General features: G+C 63.6%; 21 protein-coding genes and 1 tRNA gene. 4 read left to right on the top strand and 18 right to left on the bottom strand.

Features of this window, described 5'->3' with window-relative positions; translation table 11 throughout:
• Positions 1–26 precede the first annotated feature (26 nt).
• From X742_RS153740 to X742_RS153700, 9 genes are all read right to left on the bottom strand, one after another.
• Positions 27–1,265 (bottom strand): DUF1501 domain-containing protein, encoded by a 1,239-nt coding sequence (locus X742_RS153740; RefSeq protein ID WP_023772626.1) that lies wholly within the window; start codon positions 1,263–1,265, stop codon positions 27–29.
• 46 nt (positions 1,266–1,311) lie between these two features.
• Positions 1,312–2,814: a DUF1800 family protein gene (locus X742_RS153735; RefSeq protein WP_023772627.1), complete on the bottom strand. Its 1,503-nt coding sequence runs from the start codon at positions 2,812–2,814 to the stop codon at positions 1,312–1,314.
• Positions 2,815–2,932: 118 nt separating this feature from the next.
• The gene (locus X742_RS153730; RefSeq protein WP_023772628.1) at positions 2,933–3,214 is read right to left on the bottom strand and encodes a hypothetical protein; all 282 of its coding nucleotides are present in this window, start codon (positions 3,212–3,214) and stop codon (positions 2,933–2,935) included.
• A 107-nt stretch (positions 3,215–3,321) separates the two neighbouring features.
• Positions 3,322–3,783, bottom strand: a complete 462-nt coding sequence (locus tag X742_RS153725; RefSeq protein ID WP_023772629.1) for a periplasmic heavy metal sensor — start codon at positions 3,781–3,783, stop codon at positions 3,322–3,324.
• Positions 3,780–4,232 (bottom strand): hypothetical protein, encoded by a 453-nt coding sequence (locus tag X742_RS153720; RefSeq protein WP_023772630.1) that lies wholly within the window; start codon positions 4,230–4,232, stop codon positions 3,780–3,782. Before X742_RS153720 ends, X742_RS153725 begins: the two co-directional genes overlap by 4 nt.
• Before the next feature lie 110 nt (positions 4,233–4,342).
• On the bottom strand, positions 4,343–4,897 hold the full coding sequence (locus tag X742_RS153715) for an RNA polymerase sigma factor (RefSeq protein ID WP_032924821.1): 555 nt from the start codon (positions 4,895–4,897) through the stop codon (positions 4,343–4,345).
• A gap of 33 nt (positions 4,898–4,930) precedes the next feature.
• Entirely contained in the window at positions 4,931–5,347 is a 417-nt protein-coding gene (locus X742_RS153710; RefSeq protein WP_023772632.1) for an acid-shock protein, read from the bottom strand.
• Between the two features lie 235 nt (positions 5,348–5,582).
• Entirely contained in the window at positions 5,583–5,771 is a 189-nt protein-coding gene (locus tag X742_RS153705) for a DUF2158 domain-containing protein (RefSeq protein WP_023772633.1), read from the bottom strand.
• Between the two features lie 660 nt (positions 5,772–6,431).
• A tRNA-Thr gene (locus tag X742_RS153700) sits at positions 6,432–6,507 on the bottom strand.
• 288 nt (positions 6,508–6,795) lie between these two features.
• On the opposite strand from X742_RS153700, the gene X742_RS153695 reads away from it, so the two are divergent.
• On the top strand, positions 6,796–7,944 hold the full coding sequence (locus tag X742_RS153695; RefSeq protein ID WP_023772635.1) for a hypothetical protein: 1,149 nt from the start codon (positions 6,796–6,798) through the stop codon (positions 7,942–7,944).
• Between the two features lie 54 nt (positions 7,945–7,998).
• On the opposite strand, the gene X742_RS153690 is transcribed toward X742_RS153695, so the two are convergent.
• The 3 genes from X742_RS153690 to X742_RS153680 are packed head-to-tail and all read right to left on the bottom strand — an operon-like array spanning position 7,999 to position 11,478.
• Positions 7,999–8,817 (bottom strand): isocitrate lyase/phosphoenolpyruvate mutase family protein, encoded by an 819-nt coding sequence (locus X742_RS153690; RefSeq protein ID WP_023772636.1) that lies wholly within the window; start codon positions 8,815–8,817, stop codon positions 7,999–8,001.
• A 44-nt stretch (positions 8,818–8,861) separates the two neighbouring features.
• Positions 8,862–10,463, bottom strand: coding sequence for a cisplatin damage response ATP-dependent DNA ligase (locus X742_RS153685; RefSeq protein WP_023772637.1), 1,602 nt, complete (start codon positions 10,461–10,463; stop codon positions 8,862–8,864).
• A gap of 4 nt (positions 10,464–10,467) precedes the next feature.
• Entirely contained in the window at positions 10,468–11,478 is a 1,011-nt protein-coding gene (locus tag X742_RS153680; RefSeq protein WP_023772638.1) for a ligase-associated DNA damage response exonuclease, read from the bottom strand.
• A 150-nt stretch (positions 11,479–11,628) separates the two neighbouring features.
• On the opposite strand from X742_RS153680, the gene X742_RS153675 reads away from it, so the two are divergent.
• The 3 genes from X742_RS153675 to X742_RS153665 all read left to right on the top strand — a co-directional run bounded on the left by X742_RS153675 (position 11,629) and on the right by X742_RS153665 (position 13,553).
• Positions 11,629–12,543 carry a class I SAM-dependent methyltransferase gene (locus X742_RS153675; RefSeq protein ID WP_023772639.1) on the top strand — a complete coding sequence of 305 codons (915 nt, stop codon included), beginning with the start codon at positions 11,629–11,631 and terminating at the stop codon, positions 12,541–12,543.
• Positions 12,544–12,651: 108 nt separating this feature from the next.
• Positions 12,652–13,011, top strand: a complete 360-nt coding sequence (locus X742_RS153670; RefSeq protein WP_023772640.1) for a hypothetical protein — start codon at positions 12,652–12,654, stop codon at positions 13,009–13,011.
• Positions 13,012–13,025: 14 nt separating this feature from the next.
• Positions 13,026–13,553 (top strand): ATPase AAA, encoded by a 528-nt coding sequence (locus tag X742_RS153665; protein WP_023772641.1) that lies wholly within the window; start codon positions 13,026–13,028, stop codon positions 13,551–13,553.
• 13 nt (positions 13,554–13,566) lie between these two features.
• On the opposite strand, the gene X742_RS153660 is transcribed toward X742_RS153665, so the two are convergent.
• From X742_RS153660 to X742_RS153635, 6 genes are read right to left on the bottom strand one after another with little or no spacing between them, the layout of a single operon-like run.
• Positions 13,567–14,508, bottom strand: coding sequence for a glyoxylate/hydroxypyruvate reductase A (locus X742_RS153660; protein ID WP_023772642.1), 942 nt, complete (start codon positions 14,506–14,508; stop codon positions 13,567–13,569).
• A gap of 30 nt (positions 14,509–14,538) precedes the next feature.
• Positions 14,539–16,170: an ABC transporter ATP-binding protein gene (locus tag X742_RS153655; protein WP_023772643.1), complete on the bottom strand. Its 1,632-nt coding sequence runs from the start codon at positions 16,168–16,170 to the stop codon at positions 14,539–14,541.
• Positions 16,167–17,312, bottom strand: a complete 1,146-nt coding sequence (locus X742_RS153650; RefSeq protein ID WP_023772644.1) for an ABC transporter permease — start codon at positions 17,310–17,312, stop codon at positions 16,167–16,169. Before X742_RS153650 ends, X742_RS153655 begins: the two co-directional genes overlap by 4 nt.
• A complete protein-coding gene (locus X742_RS153645; protein ID WP_015314055.1) occupies positions 17,312–18,406 on the bottom strand; it encodes a microcin C ABC transporter permease YejB in 1,095 nt (364 codons plus the stop codon). Before X742_RS153645 ends, X742_RS153650 begins: the two co-directional genes overlap by 1 nt.
• A gap of 30 nt (positions 18,407–18,436) precedes the next feature.
• Positions 18,437–20,305, bottom strand: coding sequence for an extracellular solute-binding protein (locus tag X742_RS153640; protein WP_023772645.1), 1,869 nt, complete (start codon positions 20,303–20,305; stop codon positions 18,437–18,439).
• Positions 20,305–22,182, bottom strand: coding sequence for an extracellular solute-binding protein (locus tag X742_RS153635; RefSeq protein WP_023772646.1), 1,878 nt, complete (start codon positions 22,180–22,182; stop codon positions 20,305–20,307). Before X742_RS153635 ends, X742_RS153640 begins: the two co-directional genes overlap by 1 nt.
• Between the last annotated feature and the right edge of the window lie 90 nt (positions 22,183–22,272).

Raw genomic sequence — 22,272 nt, forward strand, 5'->3', positions numbered from 1 at the left:
CGGCGGGAACGCGGCGCCCCAGAACTTCAGGCGGTCAGGTTCATCATCGGCTTCACCGCACCTGAGTCCGGAAACACTTTCTCGCCGAGCACCGAGGCCGAAAGTCCGAACTGGTCGGCGAGCAGGCCTTTCAGCACCGCCCTGACGTCGCTGGTCGGCGCAAGGTCACGCTGCTGGTAGAGTTGCGCGGGCTTCAGCCCCGGCCAGTCGGCGATGACGCGGCCGCCCTTGATCGCGCCGCCGGCGAGCAGCACCACGGTGCCGGTGCCGTGGTCGGTGCCGACCGTGCCGTTGATCCGCGCCGTGCGGCCGAATTCGGTGATGGCGACGATCGCCGTATCTTTCCAGCGTTCGCCGAGGCCTTTTTCGAATTCCTCGAAGGCCCCGTCGAGGCCGCCGAGCAGGCTGGCGAGACGGCCGGTCGCGCCGCCTTCGTTGACATGCGTGTCCCAGCCGTCGAAGGCGAGTGCCGCGACACGCGGCCCGTCATCGGCGGCGATCAGCCTGGCGGCACCTTGCGCGGCCTGCCGTATGCCGGCGGCGCTGTCGAGGCCGCCTTTCGGCTTCATCGTCCTGGCGCCCATCTGGCTGTCGAGCGCCATGCGATCGGCGTCGAGACCTTTTTGCAGCGCGACGGCCAGAACCGGATCGCGATGCTGGTAGAGATCGAGAACGCGCGCCGCGAGGTCGCCGGCCGGTGCTGGCAGCGATTGCGGCGCCCAGCCGAGCACGGGAGCCGCGCCACGGATCACCAGCGGCGTCGACGGTCCGACGGCCAGGCCACCGAGTGTCGCTACGCGGTCGCCCGCCGGCAGGTTCTCCAGCGCCCGATTGAGCCAGCCGGTGGCGACATGGCCGGGACCGGCAAAGCCGCTTTCCAGCACATCCTGGCCATCGAAATGCGAGCGCTCGCGATAGCCGGTCGCGGCGGCGTGCACGACAGCCGCCTTGTTGTTCTTGAACAGCCGCGCAAACACCGGCATCGCCGGATTGACCGCGAAGAATGCATCGAGCGGCAGCGCCGGGCGCGGGCCGGTGAGCGACAGGGCGATGTCGCCATGCAAGCCGGCATAGTCGGGGTCGCCGACCGGACCGATGGTCGACAGGCCGTCCAGCGCACCGCGCAGCACGATGACGATCAGGCGCGGGTCGCGGTTGTCGGCGGCACGGGCGAAGCGCGGCAGATAGGCCCAGGCAAACAGCGCGCCGCCGTTCATCAGCACGGCGCGGCGGGACGGGTGAGGGGTTTCGCACAGCAGGCTCATGACTTCGTCTCCATGGGCGTTGTCGGCGCCGGACCTATCGTTCGATCTATCGTCGCTGGAACTCGGGCGCCAACAGCAGCAGCGCCAGTCCTTGCTGCTTGGACTCCGCGCGGGCGACCGCCTGGCGTGTTTCGGGCGAGGCAGAGGGACCGATGACCGCGTCGAGCATGCCGTTGGGGTCGCCGATGTCCTTCACTTGCCGGGCGGCCTGCCATGCGATCTCGAGGCGGGTCTTCATGCCTTCCGCCGATGCCCAGCTGTCCGCCTGGTCGGAAAAGCCGTTCGGCCCCGGCGGTCGCCAGAGCGGCTCGCCCAGCGCGTTGAGCCAGTTGAGCGACTGGCCAGGGTCGTTCGTCGGGCCGGGACCGGCTGCTCGGCGGATGGCCGCGACATAGTCGAAGGGCGAGCGCATCTTGGCCAATGGCGTCGACCACGCTTCCGGCATGTCGACGAGCGCTGCCGCCACTGCCCTGAGATTGCCGTCGCGTTTGGCGAACACCTTGGCGAGGCGGGCGACCGCCGCCGACGGCGGGTCGTCGGCTATGAAATGGCGGGCAAGTTGCGTGGCGATGTGTCGAGCGGTCGCCGGATGACGGGCGATGTCATTGAGCGCGGCCTCGGCCTGGCCCATGCCGCCAGCCGGATAGGTCTTGCCGAGCAGCACCGCGTCACCCGGCTCATGCGCATTGGCGTTGAAGACGGAACTGCCGGGTTCGCCCAGGCGTCCTTCCCGTCCGGCCATCATCCAGCCGGTCAGGATGCGCGCGAAGCTGGTCACGTCGGCTTGGCTGTAGCCGCTGCCGACACCGAGCGTGTGCAGTTCCAGGATCTCGCGGGCGAGGTTCTCGTTGAGGCCGCGCTGGCGGTTCTTGCCGGCGCGGGAGTCCGGGCCAATCGACTGCTGGTTGTCGAGATAGAACAGCATCGCGGGATGCCGCTCGACCGCCATGAGCATGTCGGCGAAGCGCCCGAGCACGAAAGGCCGGATGGCTTCCCGTTCGAACGCCCCGGCGCTGGCGCGAACGATGTTGTCCTTGGCGATGGAGACGCAGAAATGGTTCGACCAGAAATAGACCAGGCGCTCGACGAAGCCGACCTCTGCCTGCATTGCCTTGTAGAAGCGCGCCTGTGCCTCCGCCCGGAACAACATAATTTCGACAGGCGGCACGGCGGGTTTGGCAGCGGGCGGGGCGACGGGCGACGACGTGGCCGGTGCGGCGGATGGCGGCATAACCGGGCCTGCGGCTGGCGTGCCCGCTTGCTGCTCCGTCGTCATCCGCTCCCGGTCCCGCTTGCGCTGGAGATTTGCCGCCATGCTGGCCTGGATGGCCGGCGTGCTCCCCTTGAGGTCGGCATAGGCGGGATCGTCGAGCGATATCATGGCGACGTCGGGCCGCCGCAGCTCCGCCTTGAGATAGCCGCGAGGGTCGCCGGCCAGTCTTTCGCGGTCACCCGGCCGGGCTCCAAGGCCGAAGCGGTTGAAGGCTATCAAAGCGGGATCTGGCAGGGCGGGATCTGGCGCAATGGGCCCTTTGGTCGCGACAGCCATGTCAACGCTCCATCGTTGGATCTCACGCGAATCGCGCGACGCTCGATCGGGCTATTTCCCCACTTAAACCGGGGATAGGCGGCCGGGCAGGCGGATGCCGCCCGGCCCTCCCGCGCGCTTACCAGCGGTGCCAGCGGTGCCAGTAGCGGTGCGGATGCCAGCCGTAGTAGGCCGGGCCGTGCCAATAGCGGTAGCGCGGATACACCACCACACGGTTGGGAACGCAGCGCCCCCAGTGATTGGGATGCCAACCAGGCCCGCAACCCCAGGCCACGTGCTCGATCAGTGCCGGGGCGGCCGGCTGCGCCACCATCGGCATGGCGGCGGAGATCGCGACGGTCGCGGCGGTTCCGGTCAAGGCGAGGACGGCTGCCGCCGCATATTGTGTCAGACGGTTCATGAGTTACTCCGAATGTTCTCCGATAATGAAAACCTGTACGCACCGATCGGTCCGGCAGGCTGCCCTTCCCTGGGTTAAACGGCCCTGCGGGCGTTTTCCGTCGGCGGTCACGGCAATTTTTTTGGCTCTGCCTCTGGCTTCGGTTTCGGCCCGGCCCGCCTGACCAGCCCGTCCGCGAGCACGTTGCGATCCGCGGCCGAAACCGCCGTCGCGAACTCGACGATGCGCTGCTCAAGCCGCGTGCGCACGGCGATGTCGGCATTGCGCGCCCGTTCGAGCGCGGCCGCCAGGGCCGTCGTGTCGAGGACCGGCTGACGAAGCAGGTCGGCTGCCTCGCGCCTGGCCTGCTGGCCATCGAGGATGACCTGGCGGGATTCGCGCCGAACTTCGCGCAGCGCCTTTCGAAACAGCATGCGCTCCTGGTCGGGAAGCCGGCTTCCTGCGGCTTCCAGCGAATAGCCCTGGCCGGGCTTGCCGCTTCTTATCCAGACCGCTCCGCCGGCAAGCGCGCCGGCCAGGAAGACATTCAGCACCACGGATGCGATGACGAGGTTGCGGCCCGTGCTCATAGGTCCTCCTCGATCGTCTCGCCATCGGACCCGGCATCGCCGAACGCCGTCGCATTGGCATCGAGCACATAGCGGTCGGGCTGAAACTCCGGCGTGACGACGCTCACCAGGGCCAATCCGGCGATGGCGCCGGCCAGGCCGATGCCGGCGAGCCCAAGACCCAGCCACCAGGCCCGCCGGCGCCGGCGCTGGACGAGCAGCCGGTCGGCCATTCGCAGGATGCCGCCGTGCAGCGCCGCGCCGGGCGCCATGACATCATAGCTGTCGAGCAAGGCATCGAGTTTGCCTGCCTGCCTCAATATGGCCGCGCCCATCTCGGTCCTTGCGAACATCGCGCCGGCCGTGCGGTCGGGCTGCGGCCACCGCCGCAAGTCGCCGCCATAGGCCGCCGCCAGAGCCGCAAAGCGCTCGGCATCCATTCCCGGATCGTTCCTGGACCCATCAGACATCAGTCTATCCTTTGCCGGTTGGCGCCGCGTGTCCGGTTGGATTTCCGGGAAGTGGCCACCGGGCGCCCCCGACGTACGGTGAACGCCTTGCATACATGCTCGCGACTTTCTCATTCATCGACACTCTCCTTGGCCAGGATCGCCTGCAGCGCCCGCCGGCCGCGCGAAAGCAGGCTTTCCAGGGCATCGACGCTGATCTCCAGGGTCGCGGCCGCCTCTATGTTGGACATCTCCTGATAGTAGACCAGGAGAATCGCCTCGCGCTGGCGCGGCGCGATTGCCTGCAAGGCCTGCTCGACCCGATGCGCCGCTTCGCCGGGATGGGCATCGGGAAGCGGGGCGGGATCGACAATGTCCGGCACTTGGTCGGTCACCTGTTCGCGGCGCCGGCGCAGCCGGTCGTAACACAGGTTGAGCGTCACCCGGTGGATCCAGCTGTCGAAGCGTGCATTGCCGCGCCGCCAGCCCGATGCGTGACGCCAGATGCGCATAAAGGTTTCCTGCGCGACATCCTCGGCCTCCGCCGCATCGCCGAGCATGCGCGCGGCCAGCGAAAGGATGCGCGGCAGCTTGCGCGCGACGAGCGTCCGCACCGCCGCCGGGTCGCCGGTGCCGACCCGGCGAACCAGCTCCTCGTCCGGGTCGGCGCTCATGGGCTGGCGCATACCCAATGTCCATCATGCGTCATAGCCTCTTGGTCATTGCTCTGGCTTGGGAGCGGATTTGTGGCCCGGCATCTCGTCGCCCGTCAGAATGCCGTCGCCATTCTTGTCCAGCCTGGCAAAGCGCTTGGCGAAGAACGCATCGAGCTCGGCCCGGTCGATGAAGCCGTCATGGTTGGAATCGACGCGCGCGAAGGATTTTGCGGGATCGCCCTTGACGTTGCGTTTGGCTTGAAAAGCCTCCCATTCCAGCAGGCTGATCTTGCCGTCGCCGTCCGTGTCGGCGGCCATGATCGCCTTCTCTCGCCGCTTCTGGAACTTGGCCAGCGTGATGTCGGACTTGGCAGCCGTCGCGGCGGGCGGTGTGGCGGCCGGTGGCTGTGTCGCTGTCTGGGCCAGAGCCGCGGTGGTCAGCAGGCTCAGGGCAGCGGCAAGGATCGAACGGCGTATCATGCTTCACGTCTCCGGTTGGCGCATTGCCACGGCCCAATGCCATGGGTCACGCTTCAACCGTTAAACGTTGTGATCGCGGAAATCCGTCGGTCGCCATGCCTGTCTTGCCGCTTGCCGGCGACGGACCTTGGCGGCCCAAGGTACGGCAGAACACCTCGTCCGGCGCATCTGAATTGCGCCGGACCGGCCCGCCCGTTGGCGAACGCGGGAATCACGCCCGTTGGCGACGCGAGAATTACGTCGATTGGTCGGCGGCTATCAACTGATCCGATTTGAAGCCGGCATGCTGCGGAGTCCATACATCGCCGTCTTTATTGAACCAGTGGCACAGATACATGCCGGAAGCGGCGCCGTCGCTGACCGTCATCTTCGGGCCTCCCGACCTCAGCTTGACGACGTCTCCGGTCTTGAAAATGTTGGGCATTTGGACCTCCCATGCTGACACCGGACATTTCATACCAAAACCGGGGCTCCGACAATGGCATATGGGTCTGCTGGGCTACTGTCTTATGCGGCAACGCGGAGGCATCGCTGACGGCGCCATCGGGGCGAAACCAGGCGCCCAAGCAGGTCAGTCCACCTCGATCACACGCCTGGTCGGCTTCCCGGTCGGCTCCCGTCGGCGTGCAGGCGGAGATTTGTCCGCCAATGCCTCTTGCTGCAGTCTCTGCTCCCTCAGGCGGGTTGTCTTAGCGTCCCTTGCGTGACGCTCGGCATCCAGCACCAGCCTCGCCTCGCGGTCCGCTCTTGCCAGCTTTTCCTTGTCGACACGCCTTGGCAATTCAAAACCTCCTGTCCATGGAACTGTCGGCAGGAAATGTGCGACCCAAGTGTCTGTTCCAAAAAAATAGAAATGCGCGGTTCATCATTTGTTATTGAGATTTGAAAATCCCGGATTGCTCGCTTTCGCGAGTTTCCGGGCCCCGAGGAAGTCGCGACTTGCTCGTGGGTCTTCGGATAGACCTGCACCGGTCCCGAGTTGTTGTCGATGGCGGGCAGCTCCTTGCATCCATGGCAAACGCAAACGGCCGGGATTCGGCCGTCTTCGGCGCGCACAGGCAGCTTCGACCATCGGTTGAAAAACTGGTGCCGCTTAGGTGACTCGAACACCTGACCCCATCATTACGAATGATGTGCTCTACCAACTGAGCTAAAGCGGCCCGGGAGGCCACGGCCTCCAAGATGGGCAGGGTGATAGACTCAACCGGACGCGAATTCAAGATGCGACTTGGCAAATCATGCACGGGCCGCGCCCCGATCAAAACCGGCGTTCTGGCGCCTCTGCATGCCGGAATCGCCGACATGTTCCGATTTTGTTTGCCGGAACATCGTGAAAATGGCCTTTGGACGGCCTGTCGAGGCAGAATGCGGCTGCCCGCCCGTTGATTGATTGGTCGCCTGCGGCTAACCATCACGAAAGCTTGGGACAATTTGCAGAGGGATCTCGCTTGGACGCGATCGAAAAAGCGATCCGGAACGCCCTGGATAAGGGCAATGCCGAGGACCGTGCGTTCCGCGAGAGGGTCTATCGTTCGGCCTTCGCCGCGCTCGACCGAGCGCTCCAAGCCAATCCCGGCGTGACCGTGGAAGTCGCCATCAAGCGCCGCAAGGCGATCCAGGCGAAAATCACCGAGATCGAATCCGAATACCTGCCGGCGGTGCCAGGCGTTGCCCCACAGATCGACGCGCCGGCGGTCGAGGCCGCTGCCGGCGCAGCGCCAGCGGTCGACGAGGCGGGCCCAAGGGCGTCATCGCTCGCTGTCACCGTCGACGGTCCCGGGCAGCCCGCTTCCGACGCGCCGCGCTCGCGCGTGCTGCCGGTGGTTCCCGACATCATGCCGGATGCGGCTCTGCCGGGTGCGCCAGCCATCGACATGTCGGTTCCTGCCTCTTCCGGTGCCGCGACGGAAGTCGCGCCCGATCGCGATGAGCGACGCATTCGAGGCCGGCGCCTGCCGCTGACCGCCATTTTCTTCACGGTGACGCTGCTCGCGGCGATTGGCATCGGACTGTACTTTGCCATGCAGACCGGTGTGTTCAAGACGGCCGCGGAGCTCAATACCGCGCCTCCGGAAGCGCCGCCGACCGTCGAGGACGACGATTTCACCCCGGCCGATGGCGCCAACGCGCCGGCAAAGCCTGGTGCCGCGGACCAGTCGCGCGACTGGATCGATGTGTTTTCGCCGACCGACCCGACGCATGTCGCCGCCCCGTCTGACGCCAAGGCCGAGGTGATGAAGGACGACAGCGGGCCGTTCCTGCGCATCCAGTCAGGCGCCTCCGGCTCGGCGATCGCCTTCGACGTCGGCCAAGGCGTGCTGGAAAAACTCGCCGGCAAGCACGCCGTGTTCGACATCATCGCCCGGGCCGAGGACGGCAAGGACACGCAGATCTCCGTCGACTGCAATTTCGGCGAACTCGGCGACTGCGGCCGCAAGCGTTACGCGGTCGGCCAGCAGAAGAACGAATTTCTGTTCGACGTGAAGTTTCCCGACAAGCATCCGGGGTCCGCCGGAACCATCGCCATCAATTCCGATTTCGACAAGCAGGGCAAGGCGGTCGACGTCTACGAGATCCGTGTCTCGGTCGAACCTTGAGTCGAACCCTGGGGGAACATCGGTGGTGATGGCCGGAGGCGGCCCCTTACGGATTTATATCACCGGTTTTGGGCTGCGTAGATCACCCCAGGCCGGAGCAGATTCCAGTGCGGTGAAGTCGCCTGTCGCAATATCCTGGCAGATGGACATCAGCGCTCCGCCGGCCGCGCGGGCAAGCGATCCGCCAACACTGACCCGTCGCACGCCCGCTTGCGCAATCTGGTCAAGGGTCAATCCGGAGACACCTTGGCCGATCACATGATTTACAGGAGCACTGACCGAGCGGCAAAGCCTCTGGAGGGATGCCAGATCCGGCACCCCGGGCGCATAAACGACCTCAGCACCGACAGTCTCGAAGGCCTTTAGGCGGCGAATGGCCTCTTCGAGACCATATGTCCCCTTGCCGAGGCCATCGGCGCGCGCGGTAAGGACGATGTTGTGTTTTCGCGCGGCATCGGCCGCCGCAGCGACACGCGCAACTGCATCGTCGAAATCGCGTATCGGCAAATTCGATCTCGGCTGCCGGTCCTCGATGGACAGCCCCGCCAATCCAGCCTTCGCCGCGAGCAGAACGGTCTCGGCAATGCCCTCAGGAGTATCCGCGTACCCGTCCTCCAAATCAGCGGTGACCGGAACATCGGTCGAAGCTGCTATCTCGGCGGCATACGTCAGGCTCTCGTCGCGGCTGACTTCCAGCGCTCCGTCTCTCCTGCCCTTCGAGAACGCATAGCCCGACGATGTTGTTGCCAAAGCCCTGAAACCCAAGCCCACCATCATCCGGGCGCCGGCTATGTCCCAGGGATTGGGGACCACGAAGCAGCCGGATTTGTGAAGAGCGCGAAAACACTCAACCTTGTCGGATCGGGAAACCATGTGCGCTCCTGTCTGGAATGGAACTTTCGGTTCGGGATTTCGGTCTAGCCATCGAGCAGCGCTTGCAGCGTTTCGATGCGATCGGCCTCGTTGGCCGGCTTGTCCCAGCGCAATCGTGAAATCCTGGGGAAACGCATGGCCACACCCGATTTGTGCCGGGTCGAACGGTTGAGTCCCTCGAAGGCGACTTCCAGCACCAGGCCATTGTCGCGGTCGGCGCGCACCGAGCGCACCGGTCCAAAACGCTCGACGGTGTTGTCACGGACATATTTGTCGATCTGCTTCAGCTCTTCATCGGTGAATCCGAAATAGGCCTTGCCGACCGGCACGAGTTCCTCCTCGCCCTCGGCCCCGGACCAAACGCCGAACGTGTAGTCGGAATAGAAGCTCGAGCGCTTGCCGTGGCCGCGCTGGGCATACATCAGTACGGCGTCCACCGTATGCGGATCGCGCTTCCATTTGAACCATGGACCCTTAGGCCGGCCGGCGACATAGGGCGAATCCCAGCGCTTTAGCATCACGCCTTCGATGATCGGATGCGGCGGCGCACGGCGCAGGTCCTCGAGCGATTGCCAGTCCGTGAACGCGACGAAGGGTGAGAGATCGAAGCGGCTGGGGTCGAGCGTCCCGATGAAGGCTTCGAGCCGGCCGCGTCGCTTGGCGAAGGACAATCCGCGCAGATCCTCGGCACCGATCTGCAGCACGTCGTAACAGCGCATGAAGGCTGGATACTGCTGGTGCATCTTGGGCGTCACCGTCTTGCGGTTCAGCCGTTGCTGCAGGTCCGAGAAGGTTCCCGTCGCCGCCCGCGGGTCGCCGACCAGCAATTCGCCATCGAGCGCGGCGGAAAAATGCATGGCGTCGGCGAGATCCGGAAAGGCCCCTGAGACATCATCGCCGGTGCGCGAATAGAGCCGGCGGATGCCGCCTTCGGCCACCGCCTGGACCCGGATGCCGTCCCATTTCCATTCTGCCGCGTAGTCGGCGGGATCGAGCTTTTCGAGGTCGCTGTCGCCGACCGGGTTCGACAGCATGACCGGGCGAAACAGCGCCATCGCCGTGTTGCGCGGTTTTTCGGCTTTGCCTTCCAGCCAGGCGAACAGCGCCGTGTAGGGCGGCGATAGCCCATGCCAGAGCTCTTCGATCTCGGCGACGTCGACCTTGCCGAAATCGGCCAGCGCCTGTTTGGCCAGCCGCGCCGAGACGCCGATGCGCAGGCCGCCAGTGACCAGCTTGATGATGGCAAAGCGCGCCGAGATGCCGGCGCTGTCGAGCAGCCCCGTCAGCACCTTCGGTCCATCCGAGCGGCTTGCCGCCTGCAGCTTGGCCACCACCTCGCCAAGCGTCGGCTCCCGGTTGGCCATCCTGCCAGGCGTTTGCGGCCAGACCAGCGACACCGTCTCGGCGAGGTCGCCGACATAATCGTAGGAATAGCCGAACAGCACCGGGTCCATGCGTTCGGTGACCAGCGTGCGCAGCATCGCCGGCTTGACCGCGGCAATCCTGAGATCGCCGGTTATGGCCGCCAGCGCCAGGCCGCGATCGGGATCCTCGACGCTGCGGAAATAGTCGGTCAAAAGGGTCAGCTTGCCGTTGCGCGACGGCGTCAGCACCAGGCGGTCGAGAAGCTCGGCGAAGCGGTTCATGCCCTCAATCGCCCTCATCCTCATAACCGACCAGATGCAGCGGCCGTGCCGCGATGCCTTCCAGCTCGCACCAGCGCACCAGCGCTTCCTCGCGGCCATGCGTGACCCAGATTTCGGCGGCTCCGGTCTCCTTGATGGTGGCGGTGAGTTCATCCCAGTCGGCATGGTCCGAGATGATCAGCGGCAGTTCGACGCCGCCTTGCTTGGCGCGCTGGCGGATGCGCATCCAGCCCGACGCGAAGCACGAGATCGGATCGGGAAAGCGCCGCGCCCAGCGGTCGGCGAAGGCCGATGGCGGGCCGACCACGATGGCGCCCGCGAAATCTTGCTTGGCCCCGCTCTCCACCGTCGCCGGCTCGAGATCGCCGAGATCGATGCCCTGGCTCTGGTAGTACGCGCTGAGCTTGGCCAGCGCGCCATGGATGTAGAGCGGCTTGTCGTAACCGGCGTCGCGCAACAGCCGCATTACGCGTTGCGCCTTGCCCAGCGCGTAAGCCCCGACCAGATGCGAGCGCTCCGGGAATTGCGCCGCCGATTTCAGCAGCCGGGCGATCTCTTCCGTGTCTGCCGGATGGCGAAACACCGGCAGGCCGAAAGTCGCCTCGGTGATGAAGATGTCGCAGCGGATCGGCTCGAAGGGCGCGCAGGTCGCATCTTTCCGCCGCTTGTAGTCGCCGGAGGCGACGATGCGCCTGCCCCGATGCTCGACCGATATCTGCGCCGAACCCAGCACATGGCCGGCCGGATGAAAGCTGACATCGACGCCGTTGAGGGCAATCGTCTCGCCGAGCCTGGCTGCCTGCGTCGTCCCCGCGAAATCCTCGCCGTAGCGAAGTCCCATGATGTCGAGCGTCTGCTGTGTCGCAAGCACCGAGCAGTGGCCGGAACGCGCATGGTCGGAATGGCCGTGCGTGATCAGCGCCCGGTTCACCGGCCGCACCGGGTCGATGAAGAAATCGCCCGGCGGGCAGTAGAGGCCTTCGGGCCGGGGATGAAGCAGGTCGCTGGCGCGCATGGTCCCAAGATAGGATATAATTCCGGCGCGGAAAGCCTGTTGTTCGCGACTGCTGACTCCCGGGCAAAGCCTTTCCAATTCGGTTCTGCTTAGGCATTCTTTGCTCTACACAGATGGGCGGCCGGCTCCCTGCAGGTGGAAACCATCATCATGAAACCGCTTCAGACCTCATCGGGCGATCTGAACGCCGATCGTCGTGCCGACTATGCCGAGATGCTGTTTGCCTCCGGCGACCACGCGGCCGCGGCCGAGTTGCTGATTGGCGCACTGGAGCTGGCGCCGCGCTGGGCAATGGGCTGGTTTCGCCTTGGCGAAATGCAGGAGGCATCGGGCAGGCTCGACCTGGCGGCGCAGGCCTGGGCCATGTCGCTGAAACTCGATCCGGCCGATCGCCAGGGCGCGGCCCTCAAATTGCAGCTGATCGGCAAAGGTCCGGTCGCCGCGGCGCCGCCCAGCGCCTTTGTCGAAACGCTGTTCGACCACTATGCCGAGACATTCGAGGAGATGCTGGTCGGCAAGCTCGATTACCGGTTGCCCGAGGTGCTCGACGCTGCCATCCGCAAGGCAAGGCCGGGCCGCCTCCGCCTGGCGCTCGACCTGGGTTGCGGCACCGGACTGATGGGCGAGAAGCTGAGGCCGATCGTCGACCGGCTGGTGGGAATCGACATCTCGGCAAGGATGCTGAAGAAGGCGCGGGCAAAGGGCATCTACGACGCGCTGACGAAAGCGGATTTGCAGGATTTTTCCCATTCAGGCGACAAGGCCGATCTGGTGACATCAGCCGACGTGCTGATCTACATCGGCGCGCTGGAAGGCCTGATCGGGACGGTCGCCTGCCTGCTCGCCGAGGGTGGCCTGTTTGCCTTTTCAGTCGAGAGTCTAGCAAGCGGCGACTTCGCGCTGCAGCCTTCCCGACGCTACGCCCATTCGGAACCCTATATCAGGCGGACCCTCGGGGCCAACGGGCTTTCGATCCTGGCGCTGGAGCCAACGACCATCCGGCAGGATCGCAGTGAGCCTGTCAAAGGGCTGGCCGTTGTGGCACGCAAGGCTCACGCAGCTTGAAGCGTGCATGACCATCATCCTGCTGCTGCGAAAAAGTCCGATTTGCGTGCGCGACTGATATTTGCGATCTGGTCGCATCAGGGCGGGATATCAGGAGGAGCATATCGGATGCGCTGGAACATGATGATATTGGCCTCTTGCCTGGCGGCAGCCGGCTGCGTGGGCAATTCAGCGTCCGAGCGGCAGGACGCCAACGTCGAGTCATCGCTGCAATATGACAGCGTGCCATGCGATCAGCTGCTGGCGCAGCGCAACGGATTGGCGCAGCAATATAATCTCCCGACGACCGCCAAGCCGACCTTTTCCAATCCCGCCATGGGCTTTGGCCCGTTCACGCCCGACATGCGTTCCAAGGCTCAACGCGACAGCGACAAGGCGTCAGGCGAAATCGATGCCATGAACCGGTCGATCGATCGCCGCGACTGCGGCAAACCGGACAAGCAGAAGAAGTTCGCTCTGCCTGGCTGATGCATGTTGCCCAGATGAAGCTCTCGGACCTCGGCGACCGCATCTGCATCCTGGGGCCATCGAACAGCGGCAAGTCGACGCTTGCCGACGCGATCGCGCGCAAGCGTGGCCTTACACCCATTCATCTTGATCTGCTCTTTCACCTGCCCAACACGGATTGGGTGCAGCGTCCGAGGGACGAGTTCATTGCCTTGCTTGACGCCGCGATTGCCGGCGAGCGGTGGGTGATGGACGGAAATTATTCGGTTTGCATGCCGCAACGCTTCCAGCGCGCGACCGGATTGATCCTGCTGGACATTTCCACCCCGGCAAGTCTGCTGCGCTATTTCAGGCGTACGTTGTTCGAGAAGGAGAGACGCGGAGCCTTGGAGGGTGGGCGCGACAGCATCAAATGGGACATGATCCACCACATTGCAGTGACCACGCCGAAAAACCGCTCAAGATCCCGGGTGGCGTTCGAGCAGCTCGACTTGCCGAAGCTGCAACTGTCGTCGGTCCGGGTGATCAAGAAATGTTTTCAGGACTGGGATTTGGCCAGGTGACGAGGACGTCTGGCTAGTATCCTGCCTTGCGGTCCACCAGATTGTCGAGCTTTTCGCCGCGTTCGAAAGCATCCATCTGGCGCAGCATGAGTGGCGCCAGATGGGCTGGATCGGAGGTCGCCGCGGCATGCGGAGTCACGAACACCTTCGGGTGGTTCCACAACGGGCTCGTCTTCGGCAGCGGCTCGACCTCGAACACGTCGAGGCTCGCCTCCTTCAGCGTGCCGTCATCCAGAGCGCGCACGATGTCGGCGTCCTTCTGCAGGCGGCCGCGTCCGGCATTGATCAGCACCGAGCCGCCGAGTCCGTTGCGTTTCCTCAATTCCTTCAGCACGCCGTAGTTTATGATGCCTTGCGTGTCCGGCGTCAGCGGCAGAAGCACGACCAGAATGTCGGTGGCGTTGAGGAACGGAATCAGCCCGGCTTCGCCGCCATACGTCGCCACCCCTTCCATTGGCCGGTCCGTGCGCGACCAGCCATTGACCGCAAAGCCCAGCGACAGCAGCGCCGAGGCTGCGGCGCGGCCGAGACTGCCGAGTCCCATGATGCCGATGGAAATGTCACCGGCCGGCCTCTGCTGCGGCTCGTGCCAGATCTTCTTTGGCTGCTGCGACCGGTAGAGCAGGCCCTGGCGATGGTGATCGAGCACCCGCCAGACGACGTACTCGGTCATGTACTGGGTGAGGTTGTCGGCGACCACCTTGACGATCGGCACGTCCGGCAGGCCGGGATCGGCGAAGATATGGTCGACGCCGGCACCGATCGAGAAGATGGCGCGCAGATTAGGCAGCGACGACATCAAATTAGGCTTCTGCTTCCACACCACCGCATAGGTGATCGAGGGATCCTTGGCTCCATCCGGTTCCAGCACCACCTCGCGCTCGGCCGACAACAGGTCGCGCCAGCGCTGCGGATGAAAGCCGGTGACGGCAAGCAGGATGCGGCCTTTTTCCATCGCGGTTCGTTCAGCCCTTCCTTGTGCGGATCACTCGCTGACCACGCCCGTCGGCGCCGTCTCGATCTTGAAGGCGGCCGAGATCAGAGCCCGAGTATAGTCGGTTTGCGGATTTTCAAAAATCTGTTCGGAAGGGCCGGCTTCGACGATCTGGCCGTTGCGCATGACGATAACGTCATTGGCCAGCGCCCGGATGACCTTGAGGTCGTGGCTGATGAAAAGATAGGCGAGATCGTGCTTGGCCTGCAAATTGCGCAGCAGATCGACGACCTGCGCCTGCACGCTCATGTCGAGCGCCGATGTCGGCTCGTCCAGCATGACGAAGCGCGGGTTGAGCACCATGGCGCGGGCGATGGCGACACGTTGGCGCTGGCCGCCGGAAAACTCGTGCGGATAGCGGTTGCGGGTCGCCGGATCGAGCCCGACCTCCTTCAACACGGCGGCCACCTTGTCGTCGCGCTCGTCGGGCGACAGCTTCGGCTCGTGGATCTTCAGGCCTTCCTCGATGATCTCGGCGATCGACATGCGTGGGCTGAGCGAGCCGAACGGATCCTGGAAGACGATCTGTAATTCGCGCCTGAGCGGTCGCATGGCGTTGAAGGTGAGCTGGTTGATGTCGCGGCCGTTGAACTGGATCGTCCCGGTCGACGAGATCATGCGTGCCAGCGCCAGGCCGAGCGTCGTCTTGCCCGAACCGGATTCGCCGACCACGCCCAGCGTCTGGCCGGCGCGCACGGTGACGTCGATGCCGTCGACCGCCTTAACATGATCGATCGTGCGCCGGAAGAACCCCTGCTTGATCGGAAACCAGACCTTGATGTCCTTGCCGGTCATGACAGGCTTGGCGTCGGCATTGGCGGCCGGCGGTTTGCCTTTCGGCTCGGCGGCCAGAAGATGGCGCGTATAGGGGTGCTGAGGGTTGGCGAAGATGTCCTTGGTCGGTCCGGTCTCGACGATCTTGCCCTTGGTCATCACGCAGACCCGGTCGGCGATCTTGCGCACGATGCCGAGGTCATGGGTGATGAACAGCATCGACATGCCCTTGCGGCTTTTAAGGCCTGCGAGCAGTTCGAGGATCTGTGCCTGCACGGTGACGTCGAGCGCGGTCGTCGGCTCGTCGGCGATCAGGAGTTCCGGCTCGTTGGCGAGCGCCATGGCGATCATGACGCGCTGGCGCTGGCCGCCGGACAGCTGATGCGGATAGGCGTCCAGCCGCTTCTGCGGATCGCGGATACCGACCTCGTTGAGCAGGGCCAGCGTGCGCGCCTTGGCCGGTCGGTCGGCCATGCCCTGATGCAGTTTCAGGATTTCGACGATCTGGTGCTCGATCGTGTGCAACGGATTGAGCGAGGTCATCGGCTCCTGGAAGATCATGGTGATCTTGTTGCCGCGCACCTGGCGCAACTGCTTCTCGCTCATCGTGAGCAGGTCGGCACCCTGGAACAGGATCTTGCCGGAGGGATGGCTGGCGCTGGGGTAGGGCAGCAGCTTCAGCACCGACAGCGCCGAGACCGATTTGCCTGAGCCGGATTCGCCGACCAGCGCCACCGTCTCGCCCCTGGCGATGTCGAACGAGATATGGTCGACGGCGACAGATTGGCCTCCGCCCTGGCTGAAGGCGACGCTGAGGTCCTGTACGCTGAGCAAGGGAGCATCGCTCATTTGAACGTCTTGCGCGGATCGAAGGCGTCGCGCGTCGCCTCGCCGACAAAAACCAACAGCGACAGCATCAGCGAGATGACGACGAAGCCGGAAATGCCGAGCCAAGGCGCGTTGAGGTTACGCTGCGCCTGCTTGAGCAGTTCGCCGAGCGAGGCCGAGCCGGGCGGCAGGCCGAAGCCGAGATAGTCTAGCGAGGTCAGCGTCGAGATCGAGCCGCTCAGCAAAAAGGGCAGGAAGGTCAATGTCGCCACCATGGCGTTGGGCAGCAGATGCCGGAACATGATGGTGCGGTTGGGCACGCCGAGCGCGCGCGCCGCGTTGACATATTCGAAGTTGCGGGCGCGCAGGAACTCCGCCCGCACCACCCCGACCAGCGCCACCCAGGAAAACAACAGCATCAAGCCGAGCAGGATGAAGAAGCCCGGCGGCAGGATGGCGGCGACGATGAGCAGCAGATAGAGCACTGGTATGGCCGACCAGATCTCGATGAAGCGCTGGAACAGGAGATCGGTCCAGCCGCCGAAATAGCCTTGCAAGGCACCGGCGCCGACGCCGATCAGCGCCGAACCCGCGGTCAGGATCAGGCCGAACAGCACCGAAATGCGGAAGCCGTAAATGACGCGCGCCAGCACGTCGCGCGCCTGGTCGTCGGTGCCGAACCAGTTCCAGTTACCGACATTGCAGGCCGGGTCATCGGCTCCTTGTGGATATTGGTTGCAGCGCGTCTTGGCATCATATTCCCATGATGGCTTGGCCGGCGCTGCTTCCGGAATGGCGTTGTTGACGGTCTGGTAGGAATAGCGGATCGGCGGCCAGATCATCCAGCCATGGGCGTTGATCTCGTCCTGGATAACCGGGTCGCGGTAATCGGTGACGGCATAGAAGCCGCCGAATTTTTCCTCGGGGTACGCGACCATCACCGGGAAAAGGATCTCGCCCTTGTAGGAAGCGATGATCGGCTTGTCATTGGCGATGAATTCGGCAAACAGCGACAGCACGAACAGCACGAGGAAAATCCACAGCGACCAGTAGCCGCGCCGGTTGGCTTTGAAATTCTGCAGGCGGCGCTTGTTGAGCGGCGACAGGAACGGCCGCGGGAGCCGCTCCGGCAAGACACCGGCGGTGACGCTTGCCTCCGACATCAGATGTCTCTCCGCTCGAAATCGATGCGCGGATCGACCCAGGTGTACATCAGGTCGGACAGGAGCCCGACGAAAAGGCCAAGCAGCGAGAAGATATAAAGGTTGGCGAACACCACGGGATAGTCGCGCTCGACCACCGACCGGAAGCCGAGCAGCCCGAGCCCGTCGAGCGAAAAGATGTTCTCGATCAGCAGCGATCCGGTGAAGAAAGCCGAGATGAACGCACCCGGGAAGCCGGCGATGACGATCAGCATGGCGTTGCGGAAAACGTGGCCATAAAGCACCTGCCGTTCCGACAGGCCCTTGGCGCGCGCCGTCACCACATACTGCTTGCGGATTTCCTCCAGGAAGGAGTTCTTGGTCAAAAGCGTGGTCGTTGCGAAGGCCGACAACACCAGCGCCGTCAGCGGCAGCGTCATGTGCCAGAAGTAATCGACGATCTTGGCCGGCCACGACAATTGATCCCAATTGTCCGAGACGATGCCGCGCAACGGGAACCAGTCCCAGAACGAACCGCCGGCGAACAGCACCATCAAAAGGATGCCGAACAGGAAGCCCGGAATGGCATAGCCGACGATGACGACGCCACTGGTCCAGACGTCGAAGGGCGTGCCGTCCTTCACCGCCTTGCGAATGCCGAGCGGGATCGAGATCAGATAGGACAACAAAGTGATCCAGAGCCCGATCGAAATCGATACGGGCATCTTTTCGAGGATCAGGTCGAGCACCGAGATGTCGCGGAAATAGCTGTTGCCGAAATCGAACCTGGCATAATTCCACAGCATCATGCCGAAGCGCTCGAGCGGCGGCTTGTCGAAACCGAACTGCTTCTCCAGCTTCTTGATGAATTCCGGATCGAGACCCTGGGCGCCGCGATATTTCGAGCTGACATCGCCGGCGACATCGAAATTGGAGCCGCCTGCATCGCCGCCGCCACCGCCGAGGCGGTCGCTGCCGCCCTGGTTGGTCAGCTTGGCGATGACCTGCTCGACCGGCCCGCCAGGCGCGAACTGGATGACGGCGAACGATATCGCCATGATGCCGAACAGGGTCGGGATCATCAAAAGGATGCGGCGCAGTATATAGGCGCCCATCAGGCCTTCTGCCCTCGCGGGGCTGATATCTCAGCCTTTGCCAATTTTTGCCGCCTTATCCTTATCGAACCACCACAGCGCCTCGACCGGAAAGCCGAAATCGGGCTTTTGTTCAGGAAAGCCGAACATGTCCCAATAGGCGACTCGGTGATTCGCCAAGAACCAACTAGGAATCCAATCGCATCGCGCACGCAAGACCCGGTCGAGCGCTCGCATCGCCACGGTCAGGTTTTCACGGTCCTTTGCCGCGCCCACGGCATTGATCAGCGTGTCGACAGCGGGATCGGAGATACCCGGCAAGTTGCGGGAGCCGGAGACGCCGGCGGTGCTCGAATGGAAGAAGACTTCGAGATCATCCCGAGTCGGCGTCGCGCTGAACGAAAAAGCCGCGGACAAGAGGTCGAAGTCGAAACTCGCCTGCCTAGACTGGTATTGCGCCGAATCAACCAACCGTATCGTGGCGTCGATGCCGATCGCCTTCATGTTGGCGACCCAGGGCGAATAGACCTGGACGAAGGTGTCGTCATCGACCATGAACTCGGCTGAAAGCCGGCCCCCCTTGTCGTTAACGACAAAGTCGCCTGATCGCTTCCACCCGGCGGCGGACAGAAGCTTTGCCGCTTGGCCAAGCAGTTTGCGGTCGCGACCGGAGCCGTCGGATGCGGGCTGGGTCACTGCCTCGCCGAAGACCTCTGCCGGCAGCTGGCTTCGCAGCGGCTCCAGCAGAGCCAGTTCTTCCGGTGATGGTGCCCCTTCGGCGCGAAAGTCGGATTTCTCGAAGCAGGATTGCGAACGCTCGTACGAGCCGTAGAAGAAGTTGCGGCGCGCCCACTCGAAATCGAAACATAGCGCGATCGCCCGCCTCACCCTAGGGTCGCGAAACTGCTCTCGCCGCTGATTAACCGCGGTAGCCTGCATTGAGGGTCGCTTTTCGGCCGGGAATTCATGCTTGGCCACTTTGCCCGCGGTCATTGCAGGGAAATCATAGGCGGTGGCCCAAACCCGTGACACGAATTCCTCGCGATAAGTGATCTCACCCTTCTTGAAAGCTTCGAATCCGGCGTTGCGATTCTGATAGAATTCAATGCGGATGCGGTCGAAATTGTTCTGGCCGCGATTGACCGGCAGATCTCGGCCCCAATAGTCCGCCACGCGGTCGTATTCGATCCATGCACCCGCCGAGAAGCGGCCGACTTTGTAGGCGCCGGAGCCGAGCGGGGGATTCAACTGTGAAGAGTCGAATGGATTGGCAGTGTAAAAAGCCTTCGAAAGGATCGGGAATTCCACGACGTTGAGCACGGTGCGGGCCGATTGTTTGCCGGAAAAAGTAAGCCGAAGCGTTCGGTCGTCGACGGCAACGGCATCGACCATGTGCGTCAGCGACAGCGATAGGTCGGGATGGCCCTTCTCCTTGTAGAGCTTGAAGGTGAAGGCAGCATCCCGCGCCGTCAGCGGCGCGCCGTCATGGAAACGCGCCTCGGGTCGAAGCGAGAAGGTGAAGCCATTGCGGTCGTCGGAGAGCGTCACGCCATCCGCGATCTGGCCATAGACCGCGTCGGGTTCATCGAGCGCCCGCACCATCAGCGTGTCGAAACACATCTCCATGCGTGGCGGCGCATCGCCCTTGTTGGCGAAGGAGTTCATCGTGTTGAAAGTCTGGGTATCCTGGTTGTAGCCCCAATTCGGTGGCGAGAAATTGAAGATGCCGCCAACGGGCGCGTCGACTTGGACATAGTCGAAATGTGGGAAATCAGGCTTGTATTTGAGGTTGCCGAAGGCGGAAAGGCCGTGCAGCTTGGTGCCGGTCGCAATGTTTGCAAAGGCTTTGCCCGGCATCAGCGCTGCGGCAGCGGCAGCGCCGCCCAAAGCCAGGAAATCGCGGCGGGGCAGGGCCGCCATCAATTCAGACCCTTGTACTTGGCCGCCAGCGCCTTTTCCTTGTCCGGGTCGATCCACCAGGAATCGATGTCGGCACCGACATAGGCAGGCTGTTTGTCGGGAAACTTGAACTTGTTCCAATAGGCCAGCCAGACCGCGGAGCGGTAATATTGCGGCACGACGTAGAAGTTCCACAGCAGGATGCGGTCGAGTGCGTGGGTGGCGGCGACGAGATCATCGCGATCGGTGGCGAAGATGATGCGATCGACCAGCGCGTCGACGACAGGTTCCTTGATACCCATCAGGTTGCGCGAACCAGGCGCATCGGCGGCCTTGGAACTCCAGAAATCGCGCTGCTCGTTGCCGGGCGACTCCGACTGGCCGAACAGACCCGTCACAACATCGAAATCGAAATTGTTCACGCGGTTGATATACTGCGTCTGGTCGATGATGCGCAGGGTAGCGTCGACGCCGATCTTGCGCAGGTTGGCTATGTAAGGGCTGGCGATCACCTGGTCTGTGTCGTTCCAGCCGAGGATCTCGAACTTGAACGGTGCGCCTGTCTTGGCGTTGACCATCTTGCCGCCCTTGATGATCCATCCGGTCTTGGCGAAGAGATCGACGGCCTGCTTCAGATACTTTCGCTCCGCTTGCGGCGAGTCGTAGACGGGCAGCTTGAACTCCTGAGAGAAGAGTTCTGGCGGCAGCTTGTCGCGATACTTTTCCAGGATTTCCAGTTCCTTGCCCCGCGGCAATCCGCTGGACGCCAGTTCGGTACCTTGGAAATAGCTCGATGTGCGTGTGTTGAAGCCGAAGAACAAGGTGCGATTCATGCTCTCGAAATCGAAGGGTATGGTCAATGCCTCGCGGACCAGTCGGTCCTGGAACAGCGGCCGCCTCTGGTTTAGGACAAAGCCCTGCATCGGCTGTGGCGACCGGGTCTGGAAGTCCTTCTTGATGACGTCGCCGGCCTGAATGGCCGGGAAATTATAGGCTGTCGCCCATTTGCGGGAGCTGTATTCGCGGTTGATGTCTTCCAGCCCGCCCTTGGTGAAGGCAAGCCAGGCGGCATTGTCGTCGAGGATGTAGGTGTATCGGCGCGTGTCGAAATTCTCGCGGCCGATCTTCACCGGCAGCTTGGCCGCCCAGTAGTCGGGCACGCGCTGCCAGACGATCTCCGAGCCCGGCTTGAAGCTGGCGATCTTGTAGGCAGCCGAACCGAGTGGAATTTCCAGCGTCGGTTTGGTGACGTCGCGCTTCTTGCCGTTGGCGTCCGTGCCTTCCCACCAATGCTTCGGCAGCACAGCGAGATCGCCAAGGATCTTCGGCAGTTCGCGGTTGCCCTTCTGGTTGAAATGGAACTCGACCTCGCGGTCGGAGATCGCCACCGCATCGGTGACGTTCTCGAAATAACGGCTGTATTGCGGGCTGTTCGCCTTCAGCACCTGGAACGACCAGATCACGTCGTCGACGGTGATCGGCTGGCCGTCATGCCATTTGGCGCGGGGGTCGAGCCGGTAAGTCGCCGAGGAATAATCGGCCGGGTACTTGTAGGCGTCGGCGATCAGAGGATGGCTGACGCTGCCCTCATCGGTCGCCTGCTCCATCAGCGTGTCGTAGAGCAGGCCGCCGCCGAAGCCGACAAGACCCGCCGCCGGCGATCCCTGGACGACATAGGGATTGAAGCTGTCGTAGGTGCCAAGCAGCACCGAATTCAGCGTGCCGCCCTTGGGCGCGCTCGGATTGACGTAGTCGTAGTGCTGGAAATTGTCGCCGTATTTGGACTCGCCGATCAGCGATGAGGTGGTCCGCCACTCGTCGGCCCGGGTCGCCTGCAACCCCGCCGCCAGCAGGGCCGTCGCCAGCATCGACCTCAGAAGCGTTCGGCCAACCATCATGCACTATCCTCTCGCGATGCGTGCCAGATCATCCAGAAAGGCAATCTAGATGATTTGGCGCTCGTGAAAACCGCCGTGCGCGGCTTTGTC

This window comes from Mesorhizobium sp. LNHC229A00, assembly GCF_000502415.1.
GTDB lineage: Bacteria > Pseudomonadota > Alphaproteobacteria > Rhizobiales > Rhizobiaceae > Mesorhizobium.